At 41.3% G+C, this 18782-nt stretch carries 13 protein-coding genes; 5 read left to right on the top strand and 8 right to left on the bottom strand.

Annotation, left to right across the window (positions count from 1 at the left end; translation table 11 throughout):
* Nucleotides 1–43: 43 nt before the first annotated feature.
* Nucleotides 44–2011 (bottom strand): peptide ABC transporter substrate-binding protein, encoded by a 1968-nt coding sequence (locus HMPREF2885_RS07635; protein WP_053091098.1) that lies wholly within the window; start codon nt 2009–2011, stop codon nt 44–46.
* A 169-nt stretch (nt 2012–2180) separates the two neighbouring features.
* Entirely contained in the window at nt 2181–3791 is a 1611-nt protein-coding gene (locus tag HMPREF2885_RS07630) for a glycoside hydrolase family 13 protein (RefSeq protein WP_049550234.1), read from the bottom strand.
* 152 nt (nt 3792–3943) lie between these two features.
* Here HMPREF2885_RS07630 and HMPREF2885_RS07625 point away from each other — a divergent pair, with 152 nt between their 5' ends.
* Nucleotides 3944–5428, top strand: coding sequence for a DUF1846 domain-containing protein (locus HMPREF2885_RS07625; protein ID WP_070657695.1), 1485 nt, complete (start codon nt 3944–3946; stop codon nt 5426–5428).
* Nucleotides 5429–5523: 95 nt separating this feature from the next.
* Nucleotides 5524–6006: an S-ribosylhomocysteine lyase gene (locus HMPREF2885_RS07620; protein WP_000032556.1), complete on the top strand. Its 483-nt coding sequence runs from the start codon at nt 5524–5526 to the stop codon at nt 6004–6006.
* A gap of 59 nt (nt 6007–6065) precedes the next feature.
* Here the strand turns inward: HMPREF2885_RS07620 and HMPREF2885_RS07615 are convergent, their stop codons facing one another.
* Together HMPREF2885_RS07615 and pflB are read right to left on the bottom strand one after the other, a co-directional pair.
* A complete protein-coding gene (locus HMPREF2885_RS07615; protein WP_070657693.1) occupies nt 6066–8171 on the bottom strand; it encodes an ATP-dependent Clp protease ATP-binding subunit in 2106 nt (701 codons plus the stop codon).
* 418 nt (nt 8172–8589) lie between these two features.
* Nucleotides 8590–10905 carry a formate C-acetyltransferase gene (pflB, locus tag HMPREF2885_RS07610; protein WP_000260621.1) on the bottom strand — a complete coding sequence of 772 codons (2316 nt, stop codon included), beginning with the start codon at nt 10903–10905 and terminating at the stop codon, nt 8590–8592.
* Between the two features lie 232 nt (nt 10906–11137).
* On the opposite strand from pflB, the gene dinB reads away from it, so the two are divergent.
* Complete coding sequence (dinB, locus tag HMPREF2885_RS07605) at nt 11138–12199, top strand: DNA polymerase IV (RefSeq protein ID WP_070657691.1); 1062 nt, start codon at nt 11138–11140, stop codon at nt 12197–12199.
* 34 nt (nt 12200–12233) lie between these two features.
* Here dinB and HMPREF2885_RS07600 read toward each other — a convergent pair whose 3' ends face one another.
* A complete protein-coding gene (locus tag HMPREF2885_RS07600) occupies nt 12234–13079 on the bottom strand; it encodes an undecaprenyl-diphosphate phosphatase (protein WP_000273572.1) in 846 nt (281 codons plus the stop codon).
* 59 nt (nt 13080–13138) lie between these two features.
* Complete coding sequence (locus tag HMPREF2885_RS07595) at nt 13139–15034, bottom strand: DUF2207 domain-containing protein (RefSeq protein ID WP_049550493.1); 1896 nt, start codon at nt 15032–15034, stop codon at nt 13139–13141.
* Between the two features lie 129 nt (nt 15035–15163).
* Between HMPREF2885_RS07595 and HMPREF2885_RS07590 the strand changes: the two genes are divergently transcribed.
* Both HMPREF2885_RS07590 and HMPREF2885_RS07585 read left to right on the top strand, forming a co-directional pair.
* Complete coding sequence (locus tag HMPREF2885_RS07590; RefSeq protein ID WP_049500153.1) at nt 15164–16729, top strand: ABC transporter substrate-binding protein/permease; 1566 nt, start codon at nt 15164–15166, stop codon at nt 16727–16729.
* Nucleotides 16726–17466, top strand: coding sequence for an amino acid ABC transporter ATP-binding protein (locus HMPREF2885_RS07585; RefSeq protein ID WP_000189490.1), 741 nt, complete (start codon nt 16726–16728; stop codon nt 17464–17466). The genes HMPREF2885_RS07590 and HMPREF2885_RS07585 overlap by 4 nt, the downstream gene beginning before the upstream one ends.
* Before the next feature lie 92 nt (nt 17467–17558).
* On the opposite strand, the gene HMPREF2885_RS07580 is transcribed toward HMPREF2885_RS07585, so the two are convergent.
* Nucleotides 17559–17774 carry a capsule biosynthesis transcriptional regulator gene (locus tag HMPREF2885_RS07580; protein WP_070657689.1) on the bottom strand — a complete coding sequence of 72 codons (216 nt, stop codon included), beginning with the start codon at nt 17772–17774 and terminating at the stop codon, nt 17559–17561.
* Between the two features lie 106 nt (nt 17775–17880).
* On the bottom strand, nt 17881–18777 hold the full coding sequence (locus tag HMPREF2885_RS07575) for an SPFH domain-containing protein (RefSeq protein WP_070657688.1): 897 nt from the start codon (nt 18775–18777) through the stop codon (nt 17881–17883).
* Nucleotides 18778–18782: the final 5 nt, after the last annotated feature.

Below are 18782 nucleotides of genomic sequence, written 5' to 3'. Positions count from 1 at the left end.
AAAAGAAGCACAGTTTCCTGCAACTTCCTTTTCTGTTTATAGATTACTTGACGTGTTTTTCAAGTTCTTTTTGGTATTTGGCATTTGTCTCGATTTTTTCTTGTTGCCATTTCTTGAAGGCTTCTTCGTATTCTTTTGCAGTCACAACGTCATTTTGCAATTCCAATCCTTTGAATACAAATGGGTCTCCCTTGATCCCGACTTGAGAGTAAGCTTTTGTAAATGGTACAGTACGGCTAACCGTTGGAGAACCACCTGAAGAAGCAACTGGGATTAAAAGTGAACTATCCGATACCCAAGCTTGAGCTTTAGCATATTTTTCATAACGCTTATTAAGGTCGCTGGTTTCAGCTGCAGCGTCATCCAAGAGTTTCTTGTATTCGTCCAGTCCAACTTGAGCCATCACTTCTGGATCTTTTCCGCGATTGATCCCCAAGTGTTTAAGGGCAGAACCCTTCTTAGCATCAAGGATGTTGAGGTAGGTAGCCGGGTCTTGATAATCTGGTCCCCAACCAGTTCCGTTCAAGTCATAGTCTTTTTGGGATGGAACCTTGGCTTGAGATGTAATGCTCATTTTCTCATTATCTGTCATTTGAAGGACATCGACAATGACATTTTCAGTACCAAGTGATGATTCGATAGACTGCTTGAGTGAGTTAGTTTGTTGAACCGCGATTACATCTGTTTGTTCAACCGGGATATCCAAATGGATTGGGAAGGTAACCCCCTTGCCCTGCAATTCTTCCTTGGCTTTAGCAAAGGCTGCCTTAGCTTTTTCAGGACTGTAAATCGTATCCTTGCCATCTGTAAGGGCTACATCTTTCCACTGGTCTCCATATGAAACGAGCTCTGCCTGTGCCAACTCTCCAAAGGTTTTTTCACCCACTTGAACGTAGTCATGTGGCACTAGGCTGTTACGGATAATCTTGTCCGCACCTTCTTCACCATTCAACTGAGCAGTATAAGAATGACGATCAAGGGCAAAGTTCAGCGCCTGACGGAAGTTCTTGTTGAGAAGAGCTTCTTTCGTTGATGTTTTTTGAGCTTCGTCTGTTTTAGCTGTTTTATTGTAAGATTGGCGGTTTACGTTAACAGTGAGGTAGTAGCTTGTCGCTTCTTGTGGACTGTAAACAATCTTATCGCCGTACTCTTGTTTAGTTGACTCAAAATTTGAACTTGTCGGGAAGAGACGAGCTGTTGTATAAGCTCCTTGTGTAAAGCTACGAATCAAGGATTCTTGGTCTGATCCATCGTAGAAAGTTAGTTTAATATTGTCAATCTTGACATTGTCCTTATCCCAGTAGTTTGGATTCTTTTCATATTCAATGACTGATTTTGAAGTCAATGATTTCAAGAAATAAGGACCATTATATAGGATACCTGATGGGGTTGGTGCACCGTAGTCGCTCCCTTTAGAATTCAAAAATTCTTCATTAACTGGGAGCATGGTTGCAGTTGTGACCTTAGAGTTCCAGAAACTCTCTGGTTTGTTGAGCGTATATTCTACCGTATAATCATCAACAGCCTTAACTCCTACGGTAGAGAAATCATTGCTCTCACCACTAACATACTCTGCCAAACCTTTGATAGAATCCTGAATCAAAGAAAGACCATCTGATTTTCCGTCAGCGGCATGTTTAAGCCCAGTAACAAAGTCTTTAGCTTTAACTTCAGCGTATTCTTCCCCATCAGAAGTATACCATTTTACACCCTTACGAAGTTTGTAGGTGTAAGTCAAACCATCCTTTGAAACAGACCAGTCTTCTGCAAGTGATGGAATTAAGTTCCCATACTTGTCATTTTCCAAAAGACCATCAACAACGTTTGCTATAACGTCAGAAGTTGAGCTCTTGCTCGTCACACTATAGTCCAAAGAAGATGGATCCATAGCATAGACATAAGAGAATGTCTTGGGAGCATCCGCTTTCTTTTCACTTTGCCCACAAGCAGTTAACAGTAGGGCCGCACTCAAAACAGCACCTGCTCCTAAGAGCCACTTTTTCGATTTCATAAGTAATCTCCTTAAAGATAGTGTTTTCACCATTATACCCTATTTTTTCATAAAAGCAAGAACTTTCGCCAGATTTTTTAGAAAATTCTAACAAATATTTTTTAAAGGTTTTTCTATATATTTTTCAACAAAAGAACCCCAAGCATCAAAGGCTTGAGGTTCACTTATTTTAATCCGCTAGTTCCACACAAAAGGCATCCCATGGAGCCAAGGTTTGTTTTTCAACTGCTTCTTTAGCAGTAGTGTTTTCAATCAAGATTGACTTAACTCTTCCTTCTACTGAAAAGTTTTGTTTTTCATTGGACAAGTTAGCCACAACTAGGAAGCGGCGCTCACCGTCCTTACGGATATAAGCAAAAACCTTATCAGCCGTATCAAGCAATTCAAAGTCAGCGCGAATCAGCCAACTGTTTTCCTTGCGGATTTGAACGAGTTTTTGATAGGTATAGAAAATAGATTCTGGATTTGCCAGTGCTTCTTGAACGTTGATTTTTTCGTAGTTTGGATTAACTGCCAACCACGGTTGACCTGTTGAGAAACCAGCATTTTGGCTCTCATTCCATTGCATTGGAGTACGGGCATTGTCGCGACCAATGATACGGATGCTGTCCATAATTTCCTCTAGCGGAACACTTTTTTTAAGAGCCTCACGCGCATAGTTGAGGGATTCAATATCTTCTACTTGATCCAGTGTTTCAAATGGATAGTTGGTCATCCCGATCTCCTCACCTTGGTAAATATAAGGCGTTCCTCTCATCAAATGAAGCAGGATTGCAAAGACTTTGGCAGATTTTTCACGGTATTCTTGGTCATTTCCCCAGATGGAGACGATACGAGGAAGGTCATGGTTATTCCAGAAGAGGGAATTCCAGCCATCTTCAACTCCCAGCTCTGTCTGCCATTTGTTGAAAATCTCTTTTAACTTCCCTACATTTAACTCTTTTTGATAGTGCCACTTAGGTTGCCCTTCCTGATACTGAAGACAGATGTGTTCAAACTGGAAAACCATTGACAATTCTTGTCCTTTTGGATCCGAGTAGAGCTTAGCAATCTCTGGCGTTGCTCCCCAGGTCTCTCCTACTGTCAAGAGATTCTTATCTCTAAAGGTCCCCTGATTCATTTCCTTGAGATAGGGATGGAGCATGGGACCATTATTCACTACCTTCTCATCAGGAATCTTGCCAATCATGTCAATAACATCCATACGGAAACCGCCAATCCCTTTATCAATCCAGTAGTTCATCATCTCATAAATTTTTTGGCGCAGTTTTTCATTCTCCCAGTTGAGATCGGGCTGTTTCTTGCTGAAAAAGTGAAGATAGTATTGACCCGACTTTTCATCGTATTCCCAAGCAGACCCACTAAAGATAGACTCCAAATCATTAGGCTCATCCCGCCAGATATAGTAGTCTCGCTCGGGGCTATCAGGATTTTCACAGGCCTCGACAAACCAGGCGTGTTCATCCGAGGTATGATTGACCACCAAGTCCATGATAATTCGAATGTCACGCTTCTTAGCTTCAGCGATCAATTCATCCATATCCTCCATAGTTCCGAAAATAGCAGCAATCGCTTGATAATCAGCAATATCATAACCATTATCATCCATAGGACTGTCATAAACGGGAGAAAGCCAAATCGCTGTAATCCCTAGTTTGGCTAGATAGTCTAACTTACTCGTAATTCCTGGCAAATCACCAATTCCATCTCCATTGCTATCCATAAAACTCTTTGGATAGACTTGATAGACTACGGCATTGTGCCACCATTTTTCTTGCATCTGTTTACCTCATTATTTTAATAATCTATAGTCTATGATAGCGCTTTTTTGAACGTAGTGCAAGCGTTTGCCTAATCTTTTTAATTTCTTTTTTGACTCCATAGTTTCCTATCTTCCAATTTTTTATTATAATAGAGGTCAGAGGTAAAAAAATGAAAAAACAAGCTTTTAGTTCTGAACAATATTTAAATCTACAACGCGACCATATCTTGGAGCGCATTAACCAATTTGACGGCAAGCTCTATTTGGAGTTTGGAGGCAAAATGTTAGAAGATTTCCACGCTGCTCGTGTACTTCCCGGTTATGAGCCTGACAATAAAATCAAGCTCTTGCAAGAATTGAAAGAGCAAGTTGAGGTTGTGATTGCCATTAATGCTAGCAACATCGAACATTCCAAAGCACGTGGTGACTTGGGCATTTCTTATGACCAAGAAGTTCTTCGTTTGATTGACAAATTCAATGAACTGGGGATCTTTGTCGGCTCTGTTGTCATCACACAATACGCAGGACAACCCGCCGCAGATGCCTTCCGCAACCAGTTAGATAAAAACGGGATTGATTCCTATCTTCACTATCCAATCAAAGGATACCCGACGGATATGGATCACATTATTTCTCCTGAAGGAATGGGGAAAAACGACTACATCAAAACCAGTCGCAACTTGATTGTCGTAACGGCTCCTGGACCTGGTTCTGGAAAATTGGCTACTTGTATGTCCAATATGTACCATGACCAACTCAATGGCATCAAGTCTGGTTACGCTAAGTTTGAAACCTTCCCAGTTTGGAACCTGCCCCTTCATCACCCAGTCAACTTGGCCTACGAGGCTGCAACCGCAGACCTTGATGATGTCAACATGATTGACCCCTTCCATCTCCAAACCTACGGAGAAACCACTGTCAACTACAACCGTGATATCGAGATTTTCCCAGTGCTCAAGCGCATGTTGGAACGTATCCTTGGTGAATCTCCATACGCTTCTCCGACTGATATGGGTGTCAACATGGTTGGCTTCGCTATTACAGATAATGGGGCTGCTATCGAAGCTTCTAAACAAGAAATCATCCGTCGTTACTATCAAACCGTTCTTGATTTCAAAGCCGAAAAAGTTGGGGAATCTGCTGTCAAGAAAATCGAGTTGCTCATGAACGACCTCGGCATCACACCTGCAGACCGTAAGGTTGCTGTCGCTGCACGCCAAAAAGCAGAAGAAACTGGTGGCCCTGCCCTAGCCCTTGAATTGCCAAATGGGGAAATCGTAACTGGTAAAAACTCTGAACTCTTTGGTCCTACAGCTGCAGCCTTGATCAATGCCATCAAAAAATCAGCTAACATCGCTAAGGAAGTGAAACTCATCGAGCCTGAAGTTGTCAAACCAATTCAAGGTCTTAAAATCAATCATCTAGGTAGCCGCAATCCTCGCCTCCACTCAAATGAAATCCTGATTGCTCTTGCAATCACAGCTATGGAAAATCCTGACGCTGCGCGTGCCATGGAGGAACTTGGGAATCTCAAAGGAAGCGAAGCTCACTCAACCATCATCCTGACCGATGAAGACAAGAATGTCCTTCGCAAATTGGGTATCAACGTAACCTTTGACCCTTATTACCAATACGACCGCTTATATCGCAAATAAAAAACTCAAACCTCTCCTTCATCGGAGAGGTTTTCTCTCTATCTCAACAGCACCCTTTATGATATAATGAAAGAAGAAAACTGAAAGGAACTACCATGTCAAAAGAAGTTATTGTTGAAAGTTTTGAACTTGACCACACCATTGTCAAAGCACCTTATGTTCGCTTGATTGGGGAGGAAACAGGGCCAAAGGGAGATGTCATCTCCAACTTTGATATTCGCTTGGTACAGCCAAATGAGGATTCTATCCCTACCGCTGGTCTTCACACCATTGAGCACCTCTTAGCCAAACTCATCCGTACCCGCATTGACGGTATGATTGACTGTTCGCCATTTGGTTGTCGTACAGGCTTCCACATGATTATGTGGGGACGCCATACCAGTGCCGAAATTGCAGCTGTTATTAAGGATTCGCTCAAGGAAATCGCTGAGACTACTACTTGGGAAGATGTCCCTGGAACAACCATCGAATCTTGCGGAAACTACAAGGACCACAGCCTCTTTTCAGCTAAAGAATGGGCGAAACTCATCCTGGAACAAGGAATCTCAGATGATGCCTTTGAGCGCCATATCATCTAAACACAAAAAGGAACCAGCTTTTAGCTAGTTCCTTCTTTTTTTATTCTCAAAATCTTGAGTTAGGCTTTTTCACGAATGACCAAAACGCCATCTTCCATATCTGCTTCCAAATGTTTGGCATCTAGATGATCCAAGTGGAAATCTGTTACCTTATCACGAATTTGTTGTTCAACCACGCGACGGAGAGGACGAACACCCATAACTTCGTCATAACCTTCTTCTGTGATAAAGTCCTTAGCTGCTTGGCTGACTTCCAAATCAATGTCTTTCTTAGCCAAGGTTTGGTTGACTTCCGCCAACATCAGGTCTACAATCTTAGAAAGGTCTTCCTTATTCAAGTGTGAGAACTCGATAACTGCGTTAAAGCGGTTAAGAAACTCTGGACGGAAGAATGGTTTCAAACGATCCATCAACTCTGGTTTATCCGCATCTTCTGTCAAGTTGGCTTCATAGCCAAATCCAGCATTTGATGTCGCGATAATGACCGTGTTCTTGAAGTTCACTGTATTTCCTTGACCATCAGTCAAACGACCATCATCCAAGACTTGGAGGAGAAGGGTGATTACTTGAGGATCCGCCTTTTCAATTTCGTCCAAGAGAATGATAGAGTATGGATTGCGACGAACACGTTCTGTCAAGGTATTGCTATTGTCATCATACCCAACATAACCTGCTGTTGTACCGATTAATTTAGATACGGCTGTGCGGTCACTGTATTCAGACATATCCAAGCGGATGATCGCATCTTTAGTACCAAACATATCCAATGCCAATTGCTTAGCAAGCTCCGTCTTACCAACTCCAGTTGGACCTACAAAGAGGAAGCTACCAATTGGGCGATTGCCTTCATCAAATCCTGCACGGTTACGACGGATAGCACGAGCTACTGCTTCTACTGCCTTATCTTGGCCAATTACCTTGTGTTCCAAGCGATGAGCCATATCTTTCAAACGTTCGATATCTGACGCTCCCATTTGTGACACTGGAATACCTGTCATTCGCTCTACAGACTCAGCCACATCGTTGATGCTTGCAGTCACTTTCATGTCTTCTGTGTGGTTTTCGACTTTTTTCTCTAATTCTGCAATACGTGTTTTAGCATTGAGAGCTGCTTCAAAGTCTTCTGCCTCAACTGCTTTTTCTTGCTTGTCTTTTTCTACCTCAATTTCCCGTTCAACAGCATGCACATCTGTTACAGGATGTTGAGCTGCCAAGTGAGCTGCCGTTACATCGACAAGGTCGATAGCCTTATCTGGCAAGCTGCGTTGTGGAATGTATTGGATAGAATAATCCACTGCAGCTTTCAAGACTTCGTCTGGCAAGATAACATTGTGGTGTTGTTGATAGAGGTCACGAATCCCTTGAAGGATTTTAAAGGTATCCTCTGCTGAAGGAGCATTGACCTTCACTTCGTTGAAACGACGAGCAAGAGCTGCATTTTTCAAGATGGTGTTACGGTATTCGTCTTGAGTTGTCGCTCCAATAACGGTCAATTCACCACGAGAGAGAGCTGGCTTGAGAATATCTGCAAGACCTTTAGAACCACTGTCTCCACCGATTGAACCAGCACCAAGGATTTGGTGAATTTCATCAAAGAAGAGGATAATATTCCCTGCTTCTTTTACTTCATTGACTAGATTTTGAACGTTTTCTTCAAAGCTACCACGGTATTGAGTACCAGCTTCAAGACCTGAGATATCAATAGAAATAATTTCCTTGTTCTTGATGGCAGCCGGAACATCTCCATTCACAATCGCTTGTGCTAGACCTTCGACAACGGCTGTCTTACCAACACCTGCATCTCCGACTAGAACAGGATTGTTCTTGGTACGACGTGAGAGGATTTCAGATGTTTCTTGAATTTCCTTGTTTCGTCCGATAACAGGATCCAACTTACCCTCACGAGCTTCCGCTGTCAAGTTACGACCTAGTTTAGCAAGGACACCGTCTTGTTTCAGACCTGAAGCGTGTTGTTGCATTTGCGCATCAGATTCTGCATTTCCTGGCAATTGACCAGTTGCACGATAGTGAGCAAATTCCTCAGGTGTCACTTCACGTCCATTAATCAAGTAGCGACGATTTTCAGAACTATATCCTCGCATACCTCCCATCAATTGGTTAAATAAATCATCCATGTTGTTAAAGTTATTAAAGTTGTTGTTCATATTCTTTACCTCGTTTATTCTTAATTATATGCAATCTCTGATATTGACTATCTTTGACCTTTGTTTTAAAAATTTTAGACTAGCTAACTAGCTACCCTACGTATAATTTCTGGTTTTTCTTTCTTAAATAAGCCTTTTATCATCTTCTTTTCAAAATCTGTTAGATTTAACATAGGCCTCACCCCTTTCTAGGGTATCTTTCATACATTTTCAATAAATAGAATCATTGAAAATGAAGTTTTCTAAGGAATTCATTTTCCTTATGCTTCTACTATATCACATTGGTCAGTAAAAGTCAACATCTTTTTGACCAAATTTGACTATTTTTTTAAAATTTTTTTGAAGTCTTGAATAGATAATGTAAGTACACAAAAAAGCCAGTCCTATAGACTGGCTTTCTTTTCATTCTAATTGAATCTTAGCTCAATGCGTCATCCATTGAAAGAACTTCATGGAAGACACGTTGTGTCAATTCAGTTTTTTGTTCTGGAGTGAGGTATTTAGTGTTTACACAGTATCCAGAGATACGTACGATAACGTCTTCACCTGACATGATCTTTTCGTAAACATCGTTCAAGTCCATAACGTTCAAGTTAACGTGTTGTCCACCGTTTTCAAAGTAACCATCAAGGATTGTTACCAAGTTATCAACTTGCTCGTCACGAGTCTTACCAAGAGCACGTGGAGAAACTTGAGTTGTCAATGAGATACCGTCAGCTGCGTAACCAAAGTCAAGGCTAGCAAGTGAGTTCAAGTTTTGCAACCATCCACCTTTAGCTTTGTTAGATGGGTTCGCACCTGGTGAGAAGAATTCAAGTTTAGACAAGTTCACAGAACCATCTTCGTTGAGGTATACACCTTTGTGGACTGGTGAGTTACCAGTTTGTTTAGAGTAAGCAACGTTAGATGTGATTGTCAAAAGTGATACAGTAGCTTCTGCATCTTTGTAAAGTTTGTGGCTACGTAGACGAGTTGTGTAAGCTTCGATCAACCATTCTGCCAATTCGTTTGAACGTGGGTCATCTTCACCCCAACGTGGGTATTCACCAATTGTTTCGTAATCGTAGATATAGCCATTTTCATCACGGATTGGTTTAACAGTAGCGTACTTGATAGCTGACAATGTATCAACTGTATTAGCGAATCCACAGATACCGAATCCCATGTTAGCGCGTTGTTTAGTTGGCAAGAAGGCCATTTGAACAGCTTCGTAGTTGTACTTGTCAGTCATGTAGTGGATGATGTTCAAAGCATCTACGTAAGTGTCAGTCAACCAGTCAAGAGATTTTTCAAAGTTCGCTTTAACTGATTCAAATTCAAGAACTTCGTCACGGATAGGATCGATGTCAAATACTTTGTAGTCTTTGTGAACATCGTCGTAACCACCGTTCAAACCAGTAAGAAGGGCTTTAAGAACGTTTACACGTGCACCGAAGTACTGGATGTTGTGGCGTTGATCTTCGTTTTCTGGGTCAAGTGGTGACACACAGCATGAGATACAGCTCATTTCTCCGTATCCGTCTTTAGCCATTGTTGTTACACCTTCGTATTGGATAGAAGAGTGTTTGTGGCTCATATGCATACAGTAGCGACGGAAGTTGTATGGTAATTTGTCAGTCCAAAGAACTGTCAAGTTTGGCTCTGGAGAGTTACCGATGTTGTCAAGAGTGTTCAAGAAACGGTAGTCCATCTTAGTAACACGGTGACGACCATCGTTACCCATACCAGCCATAGAAGTTGTGATGAAGGTTGGGTCACCTGAGTACAATTGGTCATAAGCTTTTGTACGAGCAAATTTAACTGTACGAAGTTTCATAACGAAATCATCAACGAACTCTTGGATTTCTGATTCAGTAAATGTACCACGAGCAAGGTCACGTTCTGCAAAGATATCCAATACGATTGGCACACGTCCTAGAGATGTAGCAGCACCATTGATAACACGGCAGACAGCCATGAAGGCGATGTTAACCCATTGGATAGCTTCTTTCGTGTTCATCGCTGGTTTGCGGACATCAACTCCGTAAAGGTCACCCAAGCGAACAACTTGTTGCAATGCTTGGTATTGAAGGTTTACTTCTTCACGAAGACGGATTGTTTCTTCATCAATTTCTTTAATTGCATTCCAGTCGTTTACTTTTTCTTGCATCAAGTAGTCTGCACCGTAAAGAGCAAGACGTGCGTAAACACCGATGATACGTCCACGTGAGTAGGCATCTGGAAGACCAGTTACAGTGTGAGCGTGACGAGCACGACGAATGTTTGAAGTGTAAGCACGGAAGATACCGTCGTTAACTGTTGTTACGTATTTAGTAAAGATTTCGTGAACAGCTGGATCTGGTTCGTATCCATTTTCTTTCAAAGTAGTTTCAGCCATACGGATACCACCTTTTGGCATGAAATTCAATTTGAAGAGTTCATCGTTTTGGATACCGAAGATAACTTCATTTTCTTTGTCGATAAATCCAGCAGGAATATCAGCAATAGATGTTGGACGAGTGTCCATTGGGAAACGAGTTTCTTCGTAGTGTGCTTTTGTTTCTTCTACGATTTTTTTGATGTGAAGTGAACGTTCTGTTGGTCCAGCAAGGAAACTTTCATCTCCATCGTAAGGTGTGTAGTTAGCTTGAACGAAGCGAGAAATACTTGCTTTTTCTTTCCAATCTACGCCTTTGAAGCCTTCCCAAGCTTTATCAAAAATATCTTGTGCTTCAACAACTGTCTTAACAACCATGTTAATGTCCTCTTTTTTCTAGTAACAGTCATCTGTTACATTCTTGAGACAAGTATACCATACAGTAACCGATTTCAACAAGAGAAAATCAGCATTTTAGACGCTTTCTTTTATAATACAGTCTCTTTTTTGTTCTTATCTGTATTATATTTTTGAAAGTCAGGTTGAACTTTCCCATTTTTTCAGAAAAAAGGGTATAATAAATAGAAAATGACACTAGAAAGGGATTGGAATGCTCATATTTCCATTGATAAATGATCTGTCCAGAAAAATCATCCATATCGACATGGATGCCTTTTTTGCTGCGGTGGAAATAAGAGATAATCCCAAGTTAAAGGGCAAACCTGTCATTATCGGAAGCGATCCCAGACAAACAGGTGGGCGTGGTGTCGTTTCTACCTGTAGCTATGAGGCACGAGCTTTTGGTGTTCATTCAGCCATGAGCTCTAAAGAAGCTTATGAGCGCTGTCCCCAAGCTGTCTTTATCTCTGGAAATTATGAAAAGTATAAGACTGTGGGACTTGAGATTCGTGCTATTTTTAAACGCTACACTGATTTGATTGAACCTATGAGTATCGACGAGGCATACTTAGATGTGACGGAAAATAAACTCGGTATCAAGTCTGCAGTCAAAATAGCCCGCCTCATCCAACAAGATATCTGGCAGGAGCTACACCTGACTGCTTCTGCAGGTGTTTCCTATAACAAATTCTTAGCTAAAATGGCTAGTGACTATCAAAAACCACATGGTTTGACAGTGATTCTCCCAGATCAAGCCCAAGACTTCCTCAAACAAATGGACATTGCTAAATTTCATGGCGTGGGCAAAAAAACAGTTGAACGCCTTCATGAAATGGGCATTTATACTGGTGCAGACTTATTGGATGTCTCAGAAGTCACTTTAATCGATCGGTTCGGCAGACTCGGTTATGAGCTTTATCGAAAGGCAAGGGGCATTCATAACTCACCGGTCAAGTCCGATCGCATTCGTAAGTCCATTGGCAAGGAAAAAACCTACGGAAAGATCCTACAAGTAGAAGAAGACATTAAAAAAGAGCTGACTCTTCTCTCCGAAAAGGTAGCTCACAATCTCAGCAAGCAGGACAAAGCTGGAAAAATCATTATCCTAAAAATACGATATGCTGACTTTTCCACTCTGACTAGACGAAAAAGCCTCCCACAAGCAACACAGGACACTAGTCAGATTTCTCAAACTGCCCTTCAACTCTACGAAGAACTAGCTGACAAAGAAAAAGGTATCCGTTTACTAGGAATTACAGTGACAGGATTTTAAAAAGCTTGAAGGAAAATTCCCTCAAGCTTTTTTCTTATACAAACAAACGCACAAAACTATAGAGCAACAAGACACTACCGAGTACGATACGGTATTTCCCAAAGAGTGTAAAGTCGTGTTTCTTCACATAGCTGGTCAAGAAACGAATGGCAACCATGCTGACTGCGAAGGCAACACCCATAGCTACCAAGAGCAAGAACAGTTGTCCAAAACTCAATAGTTGACCTGCTTTAATAAATTTAAAAATCTTTAAGGCACTGGCTCCGAACATAACAGGAATTCCGAGATAGAAGGTAAACTCTGTTACGACTGAGCGGCTTGTTCCATTCAACAAACCACCAACGATAGTTGCACCTGAACGGCTCGTTCCTGGGAAAAGAGCGAGGACTTGGAAGAGCCCAATGTAAAGGGCTGTTTTATAAGGCAGCTTGTCAAGCTCTGTTACTGTTGGTTCAATGGCTTGCGCCTTATTTCGTTTTTCAAGGTAGATAAAGGCAACACCATAGATAATCAACATGATTGCAACTGAAACCATGTTATGGAAGTTGGCATCAAACCAATCATCTAATTTAAAAACCAATAGCAAAGGCAAGGTCGCAACCAAGACTTTTGACCACAATTGCCAAGTTCTACGAACTTCGACCTTAGTTTTACCAGGTTTGAAGGGATTAAGCTTATTAAAGTAAATGACCATAACTGCTAAAATGGCACCAAGCTGAATGACAACATTAAACATGGACATGAAGGCTTCATTTTGGTCCTTGTATTGTACAAATTCTTCAACCAAGATCAAGTGGCCAGTACTTGAAATGGGCAACCATTCTGTAATTCCTTCAACAATCCCAAAAAAGATTGACTTCAAAATTTCAATAAAATACATACATTACTCCTTTTTCTGTCCTCTATTATAGCATAATTTCAGATGTTGCGATAGATTTTTTAGAAGGCGCCGATGCTACCACCGCCTCCGCCTCCTGAGAATCCTCCACCTGAACTTCCACTTCCAGAAGATACAGAGTAATTGCTAGCTGTATTTGCGACAGCTGTATATTGCTTGATTTGTGCAGTTGAGGTGTAGAACTGTGAGTGCCAACCATAGGCTACATAAAGATTCAAATCTGGATTTTCAAGCTGAATATGGCGAACTTTCATTAACTTGCTCACCTTCTTGGCATAACCAAAGAGAGTCGCATAGACCAATAGACGGTTCCAAAGGACGATGCTCTCTAGCTCGGCCTGATCCAGATGAGCGATGTCGCGAAGCATATTTTCAAAACTCGTCCAGAGATAGAAGATCTCCGCTCCTTCCTCTGTTAGAACTCCATCGCGATAGGCTCCTCGCGTGGCAAGGTAAACCCAGAAACTAGTCCCTAATCCTGTCAATCCTAAGAGTAGAAATGGGATCGAAAAGAAACCATGTGTTTGCCAGCTATAGTAAAAGAATAGCAGTCCACCTAGAGCTGTTATGGCTGAACAGACCCGCATCCCGAGAGCAAGGCGACGTTCCTCACTTGTCAAGGGACGATAGTAGCTTGGGATACGAAGTACATGGACCTTATCCTTGACACAAGACTGAATGCGTTGAAGTCTTCCTTCAAAGGAGCGTTTGAGACGCGAGCCTGTTTCTCGGATATGTTTTTCATCTGACTCTTTGGCACCACGGTAAAGGGAAGATGAAACTTGGTAATCAGGGAAGAGCTCTGAAATAGCCAATTCTTTCTTATTTGACAAAGTCATGCGCAGGCATTCCTTCTCAAAATTGGACAAACCCTTTTCACTGATAATGCGCACATAAGGTTCCTCATCCCCTTGGAAAATAGATAAATGGCCTCGATCTACTAAATCCAACAAGGTTGCCTGAATCAAACGTTCAAAAGTAAATTTACCAAACCCTGATTTGTTTAGGGGATTGACTTCCTCTAAGGAGGTTGAATACACTGCTTCTGCTAAAACCATCGGAGGCAAATCCATCGGTGGTTCGTAGAGTCGATGATCTTTTGGAAAGACCTTTTTAATGCTTGTACTCTGACGAAACATCCTATAGAAGAGAGGAACTAAAAGTAAGAGGCTCATAAAAATGACGGGGAACACCCATTTCATCATTATCTCACTTTGCGCTTTTTCTGTCGCTATATTGCTTTCAATCCGGTTAAAATCGGTTAAACGTTCTTCCTCTAATCCTTGATCTGGAGCTCCTGCAAAAGCACTTCTCAGCCAGTATGCGTGTAATTCGATCTGTCGCTTTCTAGGAAGGTCTTTCATTTTGACATGATAGAGATTATTTACTTTTTCAACACTAGAGTCCCTTAGGAGTTGACCTGCATGAAAATAGAGTTTCTCTGCTGGGGTATCAGAGCTAACTTTAAACTCAATCTCTTTGATGTCTCCAGTACTATCGGTCAAGGGTTGCCAATTTAGCTCTGCGATATCCTTATATAAGAAGAGAAGGTTGGTTAGTTTCCAGGTAACCGTTACCCGAACAGTATCTCCAGCATAGCCAGCATTGTAAATTTTTACCTTGTAGCCGTCCTCTTCCTCCATAGTATAGAAGGAAGCATTTTGAACAATTCTTCCATTTTTAGAAACCTGAACGGTCGGATCGGGATCAATGTCAAATCCTTCCGGCATTTTCCCAGCTTTCCCGAGTCCAACTAACTGACCATTATAATCATCTCCAAAGCGGTAGGTAATTGTTTCCTTAAAAATTGCAGTATTATCTGCATGAATATTCAAATCACCCTGATAGGATAAGATATCAAAGTCTACTGCAAAAACCAGACTCGGTATAAATAATAAATAAGCAAATACCAAAGCCAACAGCCATCTTTTTTTCATAATCGGTTCCCTTTCAATCTTTTTACCATTATATCATTTTTTATAAGTAAAGGCTTACTTGTATTGAAAATCTCACTATTTTTAGATACAATAGAGAGAGTCATTTTTAGACTAGAAATAGGAGAAAACATGAAAAAATTATGCTTATCTATCCTTGCTAGCCTAGCCCTTACCTTAGGACTAGTTAGCCAAGTCCAAGCCGACGAATATTTACGCATCGGGATGGAGGCAGCTTACGCTCCCTTCAACTGGACCCAAGACGACGATAGTAACGGCGCCGTCAAAATCGACGGTACCAACCAATATGCCAACGGCTACGATGTTCAAATTGCTAAAAAGATTGCCAAAGACCTTGGTAAGGAACCTTTGGTTGTGAAAACCAAATGGGAAGGACTTGTTCCAGCCCTTACTTCTGGCAAAATCGATATGATCATTGCCGGTATGAGCCCAACCGCTGAACGCAAACAAGAAATTGCTTTTTCAAGCAGTTACTATACTAGCGAACCGGTTCTATTGGTAAAAAAGGACTCTGCCTATGCAAATGCCAAATCTTTAGAGGACTTTAGTGGGGCAAAAATCACGTCTCAACAAGGTGTTTATCTTTATGACCTGATTTCCCAAATTCCAGATGCCAAAAAAGAAACAGCTATGGGTGACTTCGCCCAAATGCGTCAAGCTCTGGAGGCTGGTGTTATTGATGCCTATGTTTCTGAACGACCTGAAGCAATGACCGCTGAGTCTGCTAACGCTAAGTTCAAAATGATCCAACCTCAACCAGGTTTCAAAACTGGCGAAGAAGATACAGCTATTGCCATTGGACTTCGTAAAGATGACAGCCGCATCAGCCAAATCAATGCTAGCATCGAAACCATCTCTAAGGATGAACAAGTAGCCCTCATGGATCGTATGATCAAAGAGCAACCTGTGGAGTCTACAACAACAGAGGAAGAAAGTAGTTTCTTTAGCCAAGTCGCTAAGATACTTTCTGAAAACTGGCAACAACTCTTGCGTGGTGCTGGTATCACACTCTTAATCTCCATTATCGGAACCATCACAGGTCTCCTTATCGGACTTGCGATTGGGGTCTTCCGTACCGCTCCACTATCTGAGAACAAGGCAATCTATGGCTTGCAAAAGCTACTTGGCTGGATCCTTAATGTCTATATCGAGATCTTCCGTGGTACACCAATGATTGTTCAATCCATGGTTATCTACTATGGAACTGCCCAAGCTTTCGGTATCAATCTTGACCGCACACTAGCTGCTATCTTCATCGTCTCAATCAATACGGGTGCCTACATGACAGAGATCGTCCGTGGTGGTATCCTAGCAGTTGACAAAGGACAGTTTGAAGCTGCAACTGCTCTTGGTATGACCCATAATCAAACCATGCGTAAGATTGTCCTACCTCAGGTTGTCCGCAATATTCTACCTGCTACTGGTAATGAGTTTGTCATCAACATCAAAGATACCTCCGTATTGAACGTTATTTCTGTTGTTGAGCTTTATTTCTCAGGAAATACTGTAGCAACACAAACCTATCAATACTTCCAGACCTTTACCATCATCGCCGTGATTTACTTTGTCCTCACCTTCACTGTGACCCGTATCCTACGCTTTATCGAACGTCGCATGGACATGGATACTTACACTACAGGTGCTAACCAAATGCAAACGGAGGATTTGAAAAAATGACACAAGCAATCCTTGAAATCAAACACCTCAAAAAATCCTATGGGCAAAACGAAGTGTTAAAAGACATTTCCCTCACCGTCCATAAAGGAGAGGTTATTTCCATCATCGGGAGCTCAGGAAGCGGAAAATCAACCTTCCTTCGTTCAATTAATTTACTCGAAACACCTACAGAGGGAGAGATTCTCTATCGAGGAGAAAATGTCTTAGAAAAAGGCTATAACCTCACCCATTATCGTGAAAAACTCGGTATGGTTTTCCAATCTTTCAATCTCTTTGAAAATCTGAATGTCCTTGAAAATACAATCGTCGCTCAGACGACTGTCCTTAAACGCGACCACTCTGAAGCTGAAAAAATTGCCAAAGAGAATCTCGAAAAAGTCGGTATGGGAGAACGTTACTGGCAAGCCAAGCCCAAACAACTCTCAGGGGGACAAAAACAACGCGTGGCTATCGCCCGCGCACTCTCCATGAATCCTGACGCCATTCTCTTCGACGAACCAACATCTGCCCTCGACCCTGAAATGGTCGGAGAAGTCCTCAAAATTATGCAGGATTTGGCTCAAGAGGGCTTGACCATGATCGTTGTAACCCACGAAATGGAGTTCGCTCGCGATGTTTCTCACCGTGTCATCTTTATGGATAAGGGCGTCATTGCTGAAGAAGGCAAACCAGAAGAACTCTTCACGAACCCTAAAGAAGAACGAACAAAAGAATTTCTTCAACGTTATCTCAGCTAATAAACAAAGACTGCATAAAGAATGCAGTCTTTTTAATTTGTAATTGTAAAGAAAAGGCAGACTCGACTCAGGAATCTGCCTGTGACCACAGTTTAATCTTCAAATTTTTCATGATTTTTTTCATAGAAATCGATTAAACCAAGAGCTGTTTTAAATGAAATATTTTTAACTTTTGCGCGTCCTTGTGCTAGAGCAATGATAGACATTTCACGCGCATTCGTTTCTTTAGAGATACGGTAGCCTGTGATTTTCTTATCACGAACCCAGCCAACAACTGCTTCTACTTTTTCAAAGTTCGACTTAGCCATGTTCTTCTCCTAAATTATTCTTTACAATACTTAATTGTATACGTTTTTATTTCGTTTGTCAATAAAAAAACATATATTCATCGTAACTATATTATTCTGCATATTTTTATTTAGCTTTTAAAGCCGATAATATATGAGTTCTTATATCCTCAACTCCATTAGGATTTGCTGGCAGGAAGATTGTATTATTACCATCTTTATCTGCAAAATTATTCAACGTATCTAAATACTGGTTCGTTAATAGGATAGACATGATTTGTTCTTCAGTCAGCTCAACATTGGCTCCTTTTAACTCTTGGATAGAATCAGCTAGTCCGTCAACAATTGCTTTACGCTGCTCTGCAATCCCTACACCATGTAGGCGATCTTTTTCTGCTTCTGCTTCTGCTGCGGTCACGATTTTAATCTTATCTGCTTCAGCAAGCTCTTGCGCCGCAACTCTCTTACGTTGAGCCGCGTTAATTTCATTCATTGATTGTTTTACTTCAGCATCAGGTTCAACCTTAGTAATCAGCGTTTTGACAATGATATACCCATACGTAGACATTTCTTCAGCCACTTGTTTTTGAACTTCTAAGGCGATTTCATCCTTCTTCTCAAACAACTCATCTAGGGTTAGCTTTGGTACAGATGAACGCAAAGCATCTTCAATATAGGATTTAATCTGGGCTTCTGGACGCATCAATTTATAATAGGCATCTGTGACATTGTTTTCATTTACTCGATACTGAGTTGCCACATTCATCGTTACAAATACATTATCTTGCGTCTTTGTCTCTACAACAATCTCACTTTGCAACAAGCGTAGTTGAACTCTTGCCGCAATCCTATCAATTCCAAAAGGAGCTCGTAAATGAATACCACTATTGCTCAACTTTTGGTATTTCCCAAAACGTTCTATGATAGCGACAGATTGTTGTCGAACCACATACACAGAACTAACCATGATCACTGATGCAATCACCACTAAAAACAATAAAACAAGTAAAAATTGTAAAAACATGGGAA

It is taken from the genome of Streptococcus sp. HMSC062H02, assembly GCF_001813005.1.
GTDB classification, from domain to species: Bacteria; Bacillota; Bacilli; order Lactobacillales; family Streptococcaceae; genus Streptococcus; species Streptococcus oralis_S.
The sequence above is the reverse complement of the archived record's forward strand: the minus strand, read 5'-3'. Positions and strand labels throughout refer to the sequence as shown.

Coding starts and splice junctions, on each gene's coding strand:
- HMPREF2885_RS07635 (WP_053091098.1), bottom strand. CDS start 2,011: ATGAAATCGAAAAAGTGGCTCTTAGGAGCAGGTGCTGTTTTGAGTGCG.
- HMPREF2885_RS07630 (WP_049550234.1), bottom strand. CDS start 3,791: ATGCAAGAAAAATGGTGGCACAATGCCGTAGTCTATCAAGTCTATCCA.
- HMPREF2885_RS07625 (WP_070657695.1), top strand. CDS start 3,944: ATGAAAAAACAAGCTTTTAGTTCTGAACAATATTTAAATCTACAACGC.
- HMPREF2885_RS07620 (WP_000032556.1), top strand. CDS start 5,524: ATGTCAAAAGAAGTTATTGTTGAAAGTTTTGAACTTGACCACACCATT.
- HMPREF2885_RS07615 (WP_070657693.1), bottom strand. CDS start 8,171: ATGAACAACAACTTTAATAACTTTAACAACATGGATGATTTATTTAAC.
- pflB (WP_000260621.1), bottom strand. CDS start 10,905: ATGGTTGTTAAGACAGTTGTTGAAGCACAAGATATTTTTGATAAAGCT.
- dinB (WP_070657691.1), top strand. CDS start 11,138: ATGCTCATATTTCCATTGATAAATGATCTGTCCAGAAAAATCATCCAT.
- HMPREF2885_RS07600 (WP_000273572.1), bottom strand. CDS start 13,079: ATGTATTTTATTGAAATTTTGAAGTCAATCTTTTTTGGGATTGTTGAA.
- HMPREF2885_RS07595 (WP_049550493.1), bottom strand. CDS start 15,034: ATGAAAAAAAGATGGCTGTTGGCTTTGGTATTTGCTTATTTATTATTT.
- HMPREF2885_RS07590 (WP_049500153.1), top strand. CDS start 15,164: ATGAAAAAATTATGCTTATCTATCCTTGCTAGCCTAGCCCTTACCTTA.
- HMPREF2885_RS07585 (WP_000189490.1), top strand. CDS start 16,726: ATGACACAAGCAATCCTTGAAATCAAACACCTCAAAAAATCCTATGGG.
- HMPREF2885_RS07580 (WP_070657689.1), bottom strand. CDS start 17,774: ATGGCTAAGTCGAACTTTGAAAAAGTAGAAGCAGTTGTTGGCTGGGTT.
- HMPREF2885_RS07575 (WP_070657688.1), bottom strand. CDS start 18,777: ATGTTTTTACAATTTTTACTTGTTTTATTGTTTTTAGTGGTGATTGCA.